At 74.0% G+C, this 10,440-nt stretch carries 11 protein-coding genes and 1 rRNA gene; 8 read left to right on the forward strand and 4 right to left on the reverse strand.

Annotated features, from left to right (window positions below):
- Positions 1–28 precede the first annotated feature (28 nt).
- The 7 genes from JT721_RS19645 to JT721_RS19675 all read left to right on the forward strand — a co-directional run bounded on the left by JT721_RS19645 (position 29) and on the right by JT721_RS19675 (position 7,061).
- Positions 29–1,246 carry a helix-turn-helix domain-containing protein gene (locus tag JT721_RS19645; protein ID WP_307828162.1) on the forward strand — a complete coding sequence of 406 codons (1,218 nt, stop codon included), beginning with the start codon at positions 29–31 and terminating at the stop codon, positions 1,244–1,246.
- 87 nt (positions 1,247–1,333) lie between these two features.
- Positions 1,334–2,518: an acyltransferase domain-containing protein gene (locus tag JT721_RS19650; RefSeq protein WP_205475119.1), complete on the forward strand. Its 1,185-nt coding sequence runs from the start codon at positions 1,334–1,336 to the stop codon at positions 2,516–2,518.
- A complete protein-coding gene (locus JT721_RS19655; RefSeq protein ID WP_205475120.1) occupies positions 2,518–3,519 on the forward strand; it encodes a beta-ketoacyl-ACP synthase III in 1,002 nt (333 codons plus the stop codon). Before JT721_RS19650 ends, JT721_RS19655 begins: the two co-directional genes overlap by 1 nt.
- A 52-nt stretch (positions 3,520–3,571) precedes the next feature.
- The gene (locus tag JT721_RS19660) at positions 3,572–3,820 is read left to right on the forward strand and encodes an acyl carrier protein (RefSeq protein ID WP_082575284.1); all 249 of its coding nucleotides are present in this window, start codon (positions 3,572–3,574) and stop codon (positions 3,818–3,820) included.
- 26 nt (positions 3,821–3,846) lie between these two features.
- Positions 3,847–5,112 carry a beta-ketoacyl synthase gene (locus JT721_RS19665; RefSeq protein ID WP_205475121.1) on the forward strand — a complete coding sequence of 422 codons (1,266 nt, stop codon included), beginning with the start codon at positions 3,847–3,849 and terminating at the stop codon, positions 5,110–5,112.
- Positions 5,112–6,539, forward strand: coding sequence for an acyl-CoA carboxylase subunit beta (locus JT721_RS19670; RefSeq protein WP_205475122.1), 1,428 nt, complete (start codon positions 5,112–5,114; stop codon positions 6,537–6,539). The genes JT721_RS19665 and JT721_RS19670 overlap by 1 nt, the downstream gene beginning before the upstream one ends.
- Before the next feature lie 81 nt (positions 6,540–6,620).
- Positions 6,621–7,061: a hypothetical protein gene (locus JT721_RS19675; RefSeq protein WP_205475123.1), complete on the forward strand. Its 441-nt coding sequence runs from the start codon at positions 6,621–6,623 to the stop codon at positions 7,059–7,061.
- Between the two features lie 18 nt (positions 7,062–7,079).
- Here the strand turns inward: JT721_RS19675 and JT721_RS19680 are convergent, their stop codons facing one another.
- Entirely contained in the window at positions 7,080–7,610 is a 531-nt protein-coding gene (locus tag JT721_RS19680; protein ID WP_307828163.1) for a DUF3145 domain-containing protein, read from the reverse strand.
- Positions 7,611–7,758: 148 nt separating this feature from the next.
- On the reverse strand, positions 7,759–8,682 hold the full coding sequence (locus tag JT721_RS19685; RefSeq protein ID WP_205475125.1) for an alpha/beta fold hydrolase: 924 nt from the start codon (positions 8,680–8,682) through the stop codon (positions 7,759–7,761).
- 64 nt (positions 8,683–8,746) lie between these two features.
- On the opposite strand from JT721_RS19685, the gene JT721_RS19690 reads away from it, so the two are divergent.
- A complete protein-coding gene (locus tag JT721_RS19690; RefSeq protein ID WP_205475126.1) occupies positions 8,747–9,265 on the forward strand; it encodes a hypothetical protein in 519 nt (172 codons plus the stop codon).
- Between the two features lie 27 nt (positions 9,266–9,292).
- On the opposite strand, the gene JT721_RS19695 is transcribed toward JT721_RS19690, so the two are convergent.
- Complete coding sequence (locus JT721_RS19695) at positions 9,293–10,054, reverse strand: tetratricopeptide repeat protein (protein ID WP_307828164.1); 762 nt, start codon at positions 10,052–10,054, stop codon at positions 9,293–9,295.
- A gap of 261 nt (positions 10,055–10,315) precedes the next feature.
- Positions 10,316–10,432 (reverse strand): 5S ribosomal RNA (rrf, locus tag JT721_RS19700).
- Positions 10,433–10,440: the final 8 nt, after the last annotated feature.

Genomic DNA, 10,440 nt, shown 5'->3' on the forward strand with positions numbered 1-10,440 from the left:
CGTGGCCCTGCGGTGGGAGACTGGTCCGGTGACGCCCCGCACCGCCGCCGACCCCCGACGGCGCGCGGTCGCGGCCTTCCAGCGCTCCAGCGGCGCGCTCAGCACCGCCGCCACCGGCCGGATGGCCGAGGACCTGCCCTGGTTCCGCGACCTGAGCGCCGAGGACCGGTCGTGGGTGGGCCTGATCGTGCAGGCCGGCATCCGGGGCTTCGTCGACTGGTACGGGCGGCCCGACGCGCCCCCGCCCGAGGGCGGCCCCGAGATGGCCTCGGCGATCTTCGGCGCCGCCCCGCGCGCCCTGGCCGGCGTGATCACCCTCCAGCACACCGTCGACCTGATCCGGCTCTCGATCGACGTGGTGGAGAGCAACGTCGACGCCCTCATCGAGCCCGAGGACCGGCCAGAGGTGCGCGCCGCGCTGCTGCGCTACGCCCGCGAGGTCGCGTTCGCGACCGCCGAGGTCTACGCCCGCGCCGCCGAGCAGCGCGGCGCCTGGGACGCCCGGCTCGAGGCGCTCGTGGTCGACGCGGTGCTGCGCGCCGAGGCCGACGAGGCGCTGCTCTCCCGGGCCAGCGCCCTGGGCTGGAGCTCTCGTAGCGACGTCACCGTCGTGCTCGGGTCGGCCCCCAGCCGGCGTGCGGAGTCCGACGTCTTCGACGACGTACGACGCGTCGCGCGCGTTCGCGGCCTCGACGCGCTCTGCGCCGTGCAGGGCGAGCGGCTGGTGGTGCTGCTCGGCGGGGCCAGCGACGTCCGGGCCGCGGCGAGCGCGGTGGTCGACCAGTTCGGGCCGGGGCCAGTGGTGGTCGGGCCCCGGGTGGACGACCTGGCCGCCGCCCACGTCTCGGCCCGGGCTGCGCTGTCGGCCCAGCGGGCCGCCACCGGCTGGCCCGGCGCGCCCCGCCCGGTGCTCAGCGAGGAGCTGCTCCCCGAACGGGCGCTCGCCGGCGACGGTCACGCCCGCCGCCACCTGGTCGAGGAGGTGTACCTGCCGCTCGTGCAGGCCCGCAGCACCATGGTCGAGACGCTGGCGGCGTGGTTCCGCACCGGCGCCTCGATCGAGGGGACCGCCCGGCTGCTGTTCGTGCACCCCAACACCGTGCGCTACCGCCTTCGCCAGGCCGGCGAGCTCACCGGCTTCTCCCCCACCGACCCGCGCGAGGCGTTCGTGCTGCAGATCGCGCTGGTGCTGGGCCAGCAGTCCGGGCGCGGCGGCGACGGCAGCGCTGACCCCGCCGCCCGCTGACGTTGTAGGAACCTTACAAAGTTCTCGGCGGCAGTTTCGTCGGTGCCCACCCCGCTCCGCGGCCCCCGACCTGGGCAGAGTGGACACGTGCTCGTTCTCGTCGCCCCGGGTCAAGGGGCCCAGACTCCCGGATTCCTGACCCCCTGGCTCGAGGACCCGGTCTTCCGGTCGCGGTTCGAGTGGCTCTCCACCGTCGCGGGCCTCGACCTGGTGCACTACGGCACCGAGGCCGACGCCGACGCGATCCGCGACACCCGGGTCGCCCAGCCGCTGCTGGTGGCCACGGGGCTGGTCGCGGCGCTCGGGATCTTCCCCCACCCCACCGACGCGTTCGGCAAGGTCGGCGCGGTGGCCGGCCACAGCGTGGGCGAGCTGACCGCCGCCGCCGGCGCCCGGGTGATCACCGCCGAGCAGGCGATGGTGCTGGTGCGCGAGCGCGGCAGGGCGATGGCCGAGGCCGCCGCCACGACCCCCACCGGGATGACCGCGGTGCTGGGCGGCGACCGCGCCGAGGTGCTGGCCGCGATCGAGCGGCACGGGCTCACCGCCGCCAACGACAACGGCCCGGGCCAGGTCGTGGCCGCCGGCACGAAGGCCCAGCTGGAGGCGTTCGCCGCCGACCCGCCGGCCAAGGCCCGGCTGATGCCGCTCAGCGTCGCCGGCGCCTTCCACACCGACCACATGGCCCCGGCCGTGGGCCACCTCGGCCGGCTCGCGCAGTCGGTCTCGGTGCACGACCCCCGCACCCGGCTGATCAGCAACCGCGACGGCCAGGTCGTCCACGAGGGCCGCGAGGTGCTCCGCCGGCTGGTGCAGCAGATCGCGCACCCGGTGCGCTGGGACCTGTGCCTCGACACCATGCAGGACCTCGGCGTGACCGGCATCCTCGAGATGCCGCCGGCCGGCACCCTGACCGGCATCGCCAAGCGGGCGCTCAAGGGCGTCGACACCTTCGCGCTCAAGGGTCCCGAGCAGCTCGACGAGGCGCGTGCCTTCTGCGACAAGCACGGCGAGTTCTCCGAGATCGACACCACCCCGACCTGGCGGGTGGTGGTCTCCCCCAGCAAGGGCACCTTCCGCCGCGACGACGCAGCGGCCGGCGCCGACGTGCTCGCCGCCGGCGCCCTGATCGGCGACGTCGCCAGCACCCGCGACAAGGTCGACGTCACCGCGGCCCACGGCGGCCAGGTCGTCGAGTGGCTCGTCGAGGACGGCGACCTGGTCTCCCCCGGCCAGCCGCTGCTCCGGCTGCACCCCGAGGGCGTCTCCTGATGGCCGCGATCCGCGGCGCCCAGGGCGCGCCGTACGCCGCCATCCTCGGGATCGGCGCCTACCGCCCCTCGCGGGTGATCCCCAACGCCGACGTGGTCGAGGCCATCGACTCCAGCGACGAGTGGATCCAGCAGCGCTCCGGCATCAAGCAGCGGCGGTGGGCGACGCCTGAGGAGACCGTGCAGTCGATGTCGGTCGCCGCGGCCCGCGAGGCGCTCGAGCGGGCCGGCGTCGACGCCCGGCAGGTCGAGTGCGTGATCGTCGCGACCGTCAGCCACATGCTCAACACCCCGGCCATCGCCACCGCGATCGCCCACGAGCTCGGCACCGACCAGCCGGCCGCCTTCGACATCTCCGCCGCCTGCGCCGGCTTCACCCACGGCGTCGCGATGGCCTCCGACATGGTGCGTGCCGGCTCGGCCGGCCACGTGCTGGTGATCGGCGTCGAGCGGCTCACCGACCTGCTCGACGTCGGCGACCGCGGCACCGCCTTCATCTTCGCCGACGGCGCCGGGGCGGTCGTGATCGGCCCGAGCGAGACCCCCGGCATCGGCCCGGTGGTGTGGGGCTCCGACGGCGAGCAGTTCGACCTGATCCGGCAGACCGAGGACTGGCGCGACGTGGTCGCCTCCGACCACCCGGTCATGCCCCACCTGGCGATGCAGGGCAACCCGGTGTTCCGCTGGGCGTCGTACGCCATGGCCAAGGTGGGCCAGCAGGCGCTCGACCGGGCCGGCGTCAGCGCCGACGAGCTCGACTGCTTCGTGCCCCACCAGGCCAACATGCGCATCGTCGACGCGATGGCCAGGGCGATGAAGCTGCCCGACACCGTCGCCATCGCCCGCGACATCGCCGAGCAGGGCAACACCTCGGCGGCCTCGATCCCCCTCGCGCTCCACCGGATGCTCGAGGAAGGCACGGCGAAGCCGGGCGACACCGCCCTGCTCATCGCCTTCGGTGCCGGCCTGGCGTACGCCGCCCAGGTCGTCACCGTGCCCTGACCGCACCACCCACCCACGGTTCCGCACCACCCACCGAAGAGAAGGAATGAGCCTGATGGCCACCACCGAAGAGATCCGCGCCGACCTCGCCGAGATCGTCAACGAGGTCGCCGGCATCGACGCCGACGACGTCCAGCTCGACAAGTCGTTCGTCGACGACCTCGACGTCGACTCGCTGTCCATGGTCGAGGTCGTGGTCGCCGCCGAGGAGAAGTTCGGCGTCTCGATCCCCGACGACGAGGTCAAGAACCTCAAGACCGTGGGCGACGCCGTCGCCTTCATCGAGCGCGCCCAGGCCTGAGGCCGGGCGAGGGAGCAGTCACGAGCATGAGCCGCACACGCGTCGTCGTCACCGGAATGGGCACCACCAGCCCGGTCGGGGGTGACGTCCCCTCCACGTGGGACGCCCTGGTCAACGGTCGGTCGGGGGTCCGCCGGCTGACCGACGAGTGGGCCGAGGAGATGCCGGTCAAGATCGCCGGCCGGGTGGCCGTCGAGCCGACCGAGGTCCTCGAGCGGGTCAAGGCCCGCCGGCTCGACCGCTCCTCCCAGCTCGCCATGGTCGCCGCGATGGAGGCCTGGGCCGACTCCGGCCTGGCCGCCGCGCAGGAGGCCGGCGAGCTGGAGCCCGAGCGGGTGGGCGTCGCGATGGCGTCGGGCATCGGCGGCGTCAACACGTTGCTCGACAACTACGACATCCTCAAGACCAAGGGCCCCCGCCGGGTCTCGCCGCTGGCCGTGCCGATGCTGATGCCCAACGCGCCGGCGGCCCAGATCAGCCTCCACGTCGGTGCCCGGGCCGCGGTCAACACCCCGATCTCGGCGTGCGCCTCCGGCAACGAGGGCATCGCGCTGGCGCTCGACCAGCTCCGGCTCGGTCGGGCCGACGTCGTGGTCGCGGGCGGCACCGAGGCGGCGATCCACCCGCTCCCGATGGCGGCGTTCGCCAACATGATGGCGCTGTCGAAGACCGCCAGCGGCGACGAGGGAGGCGACCCCACCACCGTCTCGCGACCGTGGGACACCGCTCGCGACGGCTTCGTGCTCGGCGAGGGCGCCGGCGTGCTGGTGCTCGAGACCCTCGAGCACGCCGAGGCGCGCGGCGCCCGGATCTACGCCGAGCTGCTCGGCGCCGGCATCACCGCCGACTCCCACGACATCGCCCAGCCCGACCCGCTGGGTCGCGGCGGCTCGCGAGCGATCCTGCGGGCGCTGGCGGAGTCGGACATCGGGCCCGAGTCGATCGTCCACGTCAACGCCCACGCGACCTCGACGCCCCAGGGCGACATCGCCGAGGGCCTGATGCTGCACGCCACGCTCGGCAAGCACGTCTCCGACGTCGTCGTCACCAGCACCAAGTCGATGACCGGTCACCTCCTCGGCGGGGCCGGGGCCCTCGAGGCGATCGCGACCGTGCTGGCGCTGCACCACCGGGTGGCGCCGCCGACGATCAACCTCGACGACCAGGACCCCCAGGTCGAGCTAGACATCGCCACCAAGCCGCGGGACCTCCCGCAGGGCGACATAGCCGCGCTCAACAACTCCTTCGGCTTCGGCGGCGCCAACGTCGCCGTGGCCTTCGGTTCGGTCTGATGACGGCCACCCAGGTCGCCCCCAAGCCGCCGCGCGAGGACGACCCCCGCCACCCCCGCCACCGGCTCACCGCGCTGCTCGACGAGGGCAGCCTGGAGCTGATCAGCCCCGACGACGACTGCGGCATGATCGCCGCGGTCGGCACCGTCGAGGGCAGCCCGGTCGTGGCGTTCTGCTCCGACGCCACCGTCATGGGCGGCGCGATGGGCGACGTCGGCTGCCGGGTGGTCGTCGACGCCTACCACCGCGCGATCGCCGACCGGGTGCCGATCATCGGCCTGTGGCACAGCGGCGGCGCCCGGCTCGCCGAGGGGGTCCTCTCCCTCCACGCGGTCGGCCGGATCTTCCACGTGATGACCCAGGCCTCGGGCAAGATCCCGCAGATCTCGGTCGTGCTGGGCCCCGCCGCCGGCGGCGCGGCGTACGGCCCGGCGCTCACCGACGTCGTGATCCTCGGGCCGGAGGGGCGGATCTTCGTCACCGGGCCCGACGTGGTGCGCTCGGTGACCGGCGAGGACGTCGACATGCTCCGCCTCGGCGGCCCCGAGCCCCACGGTCGCCGTTCCGGCGTCGTGCACGTGCTCACCGACAGCGAGGAGGCGGCGCTGCGGAGCGCCCGCGACGTCGCCTCGCTGCTGGGCTCCCCCGGCAGCCTGCGGGTCGCCGACGTCGACGACCGCGACCTGGCCGACCTGTTGCCGGAGTCGAAGAAGCGCGCCTACGACGTGCACCCGCTCGTCGAGGCGGTGCTCGACGAGGGCACCACGCGCGAGCTGCACGCCAAGTGGGCTCCCAACATCGTCACCGCCCTGGGCCGGTTCGGCGGTCACACCGTGGGCGTCGTCGCCAACAACCCGCTGCGCCTCGGCGGCTGCCTCGACTCGCTCTCGGCCGAGAAGGCCTCCCGCTTCGTGCGGATGTGCGACGCCTTCGGCATCCCGCTCATCGTGCTCGTCGACGTCCCGGGCTACCTGCCGGGTGTCGGCCAGGAGTGGGACGGGGTGGTCCGTCGCGGCGCCAAGCTCCTGCACGCCTTCGGCGAGTGCGTCGTGCCCCGGGTCACCCTGGTGACCCGCAAGACCTACGGCGGCGCCTACATCGCGATGAACGCGCGCTCGCTCGGCGCCACGAAGGTGTTCGCCTGGCCCGGAGCCGAGGTGGCGGTGATGGGCGCGGTGGCCGCGATCCGGATCCTGCACCGGCGCCGGCTGGCCGAGGTGACCCCCGACATCCGCCCCCAGGTCGAGGCCGAGCTGGCCGCCGAGCACGAGCGGATCGCCGGCGGGATCGACAAGGCCGTCGAGATCGGCGTCGTCGACGAGGTCGTCGACCCGTCGCGCACCCGCTCCGCGATCGCCCGCGCGATCGACGAGTCGTTCCAGACGGCGGGCGTCCGCCAGGGGGACCACGGCAACATCCCCCTGTGACGACCGCCACCCGGTTGGCGTAACCGCGCGCGTCGGGCATCGTTGGACGAGAGACGTGCCTCACACGCGACGGGAGTAGTCATGCGCTTCGGGTCCGGTCGGATCGCCAGCCGGCTGGGGGTCGCCTCGCTGCTGTCGGCGGCGCTGCTCGGCTCCAGCCTCGTGGGGCCGGCCGAGGCCGCCGTGCACCCCGAGTGGGGCTACACCAAGGGCAAGCCCGGGGTGCTCAAGCGCGGGTGCCACACCTACACCTACACCTACGCGGTGAAGCCGCCGCCGGGCTACTGGGCGATCGAGACCTTCCTCATCGGCCCGGGCGGCGGCCGCCTCGGGGCGGGCAAGCACCTCGACGGCGCTGACCCGCTCACCGGCTCCGGCGTCTTCCGCCTCTGCAAGCCCGCGACCCGTGCCGGCGTCTTCACGATCCGGACGAAGGTCACCAGCGTCGACGGCGGCGACTACTACGAGGGCTGGCTGCCGGAGTCGAAGTTCCGGCTCAAGAAGCCGAAGAAGCGCCGCTGACCCGGGCCGCCGCGGCGGTCAGACCACCTGGTGCAGCCACCGCACCGGCGCGCCCTCGCCGGCGTGCCGGAAGGTCTCGAGCTCGTCGTCCCAGGGCTTGCCGAGCAGCTTGTCGATCTCGTTGAGCAGGGTCGTGTCGCCGAGCGCGGCCTTGACCACGGCCGCCTTGAGCCGGTCCTCGGGGATCATGATGTCGCCGTGCAGGCCGGTGACGGCGTGGAAGACGCCCAGCTCGGGGGTGTAGGAGTAGCGCGAGCCCTCGGTGCCCGACGTCGGGTCCTCGGTGATCTCGAAGCGCAGGTGGTTCCAGCCGCGCAGGGCCGAGGCCACGGCGGCGGCCGAGCCGGCGCTCCCCGTCCAGGAGAGCTCCGCTCGGTAGGTGCCGGCCTGGGCCGGCTGCGGGGTCCACGACATGCTCACGGCCACCCCGAGGACGCCTCCCACGGCCCACTCGACGTGCGGGCACAGCGCGGAAGGCGCCGAGTGGACGTAGAGGACGCCCCGCGTGGCGCTGCGGGGGTCGTTGCCCGTGATTCGCTGTGCGGTCACCGTTGTCTCCTTCTCCTCCGGCGTTGAGCTACGCCTTCCCCAGCGGGCTCCTCGGGAGGAGAGTTCGAGATGACACGCATGTAGTTGTGTGCCCATTGTGACCCATGGGGCCGCTGAGCACCAGCCCAACCGCGGAGGACGCTCGCCCTCAGCCCGAGGCGCGGTCCGGCGCCCGACGCGGCCCGAGCGCCATCAGCGTGTCCAGCACCGCCTCGGCGATCCCGAGGCCGCCCAGGTGACTCTCTCCGTCGATGGTGGTCAGCGTGGCGTCCGGCAGGCGGTCGACCACCTGGCGGCCGTGGTCGTGGGGCACGATGTGGTCGTCGGCGCCGTGCCACCACCGCACGGGCACGGTCACGTCGGCCAACCGGAAGCCCCAGTCGCGGGTGAACAGGAGCAGGTCGTTGAGCGGGGCCGAGGTCTGGAACCGGCTCCCGTTGAGCAGGTCGTCGAGGAACATCGCCTTGAACTCCGGTCGCGACAGCAGGGTGCGGTCGCCGGGAGGCTGCAGGGCGGCGTAGAGGTCGAGCGCGGGACCGGCCAGCGGCCGGACCACCCGGATGGTCTGGGTGAGCGCCACGCCGAGCGGCACCCGGGTCATCGAGAGCACCGGCGCCAGCGCCACCGCGAGCCGGATCGGCCCGCCGGCCACGGCGTCGGGGCCGCGGGTCGGCGCGACGCCGCCCAGCACGCCGATCCCGTGGACCCGGTGGGGCAGCCGGGCTCCGGCTGCGAGCACGTAAGGCCCGCCGCCGGAGAGGCCTACCAGCCGGCAGGTGTCGACGGCCAGGACATCCAGCAGCAGGGCGAGGTCGTCCGTCCAGGCAGCGACGTCGTCGTAGAGGTGCGGCGTCGACGACCCGATGCCCGGTCGGTCGACGCCGATGATCCGCAGCCCCTCCGCCTCGGCGTGCGCCCGGGCCTCGAGCGGGATCTGCCGCCGCGCGCCAGGCGTCCCGTGCATCCAGACGACGGCCGGGCCACGCGGCGCGCCGTACTCGGCGAAGCTGAGTCGGCGCCCGTCACCGACCGCGACGGACCCCTCCAGCGCGGGTCGCTGCACGTCGTCCATGGCAGGTGAGTGTCGCACGGTCGGGGCGCCCCGCACCGGGGGTCTCGTGGTCTAGGGTCCGGCTGTGAGCACCTCGCCGACCCCGACCCTCGAGGTGAACCGGCGGCTGCGGCTCGGCCGGGCCTGGTGGGCTGTGCCCGTCGTGGCCGTCGCGGTCACGGCAGGGTGGGTCGCCACCCACCCGCCCGCGCTGCCACTGACCCAGGGTCCGGTCACCGCATCGGCACCGGCCGGGGAGAGCGTCTTCGTCGGCGCCTTCACGCCCGGCAGCGACTTCGACCGCACCCTGAGCATCTCCGGCATCAAGCTGCACGCCACGTCGTCGGTCGAGCTCACGCTCACGCCGTGGCTGTGTCGCGGCGGCTCGGTGTCGGTGACGGTGCGCCCCGAGGCCTTCTGCGAGACGATGGTCAACCCCGAGGGGCAGACGCTGACCCGCGGCGACTCGATCGTGGTCGAGGCGACCGGCGCCGCCGAGGGGGCCGCCGTCATCGACCCGGTACGAATCGCCTACCGCGACGGGCTGCAGTGGGCGACCCAGCGGGCCGGGGCCGAGATCACCCTGCGGGTGCTCCCCCGCTGACCTCGCCCGGTTGCCGTGCCGGCGGGCTCAGCCCTCCAGCCGGCGCTCGAGGGCCTCGGCGCGCTCGGCGGCGTCGGTCAGCTGCTCGGAGTCCACGGCGTGGGTGCGGTGGAACCAGGCCAGCGCGTCGGTCTCGCGGCCCGCGGCCTCGAGGATGTCTGCGTAGGCGTAGCGAAGCCGCGCCACCCACGGCGCCCGCGACTTCGAGCTGAGCGGGGCGACCTCGAGCACGCGCAGCGCGGCGTCGAGCTGCCCCATGTCGCGCCGGGCGCCGGCCTCCACGATCGTCATCTCCGCCTTCGCCTGGGGCGCGAACGAGGCCACGGACGGGCTCTTGGCCAGCTTGACCGCCTGCTCGGGGTGCCCGAGGGCGCGGTGGCAGTCGGCCATGATCGGCAGGTACGCGGTCGCGCCGTTCATCCGCTTGGCGGCCCGCAGCTCGGCGAGCGCCTCGGCGTAGTGGCCCGCGGCGTACGCCGCCTCGCCGGCGGCCTCGCGGACGACCGCGAGCCGGGGGGCCCGGGCGCGGGCGGCCATCGCGTGCTGGAAGGCGAGCTCGGGGTCGTCGTCGATGAAGACGCCGGCCGCGGCGAGGTGTCTGGCCACCCGGTTGGCCAGCTTCTCCGGCAGCCCCTTGAGCTGGCTGGTGATCTGCCGGTCCAGCTCCGCGCCGGTGATCTCCGCGGGCAGGTCCGGGCCGTCATAGGCGGACTGGTCGGCGGTGCGCTCCTGGTCGCGGCGCGGCTGCCGGTCGCCGCGGGCAGGGCCGCGGCGGTCACCGGACCGCACCTCACTGGGACGCCCACCGCTGCGGGGGTCGCCGTCGCGACCACGTCCGCGACCGCCGCCGGTCGGCTTCCCGCCCGGCTTGCCACCTGGCTTCCCGCCCTGGTGACGGCCGCCACCACGGCGGCCGTCACCTGCGGGTCGGTTGCTGCGTCGGTCGTCGGCCACGGCGGTGACTCCTCGGGTTCCCGGCCCGTCGGGGCCGTCGAAAGGTGCTGAAATGGCGTAGAGGCCACCATTGCTGGTGGCCTCTACGGAGTGTATGTCCGGCGGCGTCCTACTCTCCCACAGCCTCTCGGTTGCAGTACCATCGGCGCTGAAGGGCTTAACTTCCGGGTTCGGGATGGGACCGGGTGTTTCCCCTTCGCTATGGCCGCCGTAACTCTTGC

Origin of the sequence: Nocardioides sp. SYSU D00038 (assembly GCF_016924665.1) — a bacterium.
GTDB lineage: Bacteria > Actinomycetota > Actinomycetes > Propionibacteriales > Nocardioidaceae > Nocardioides.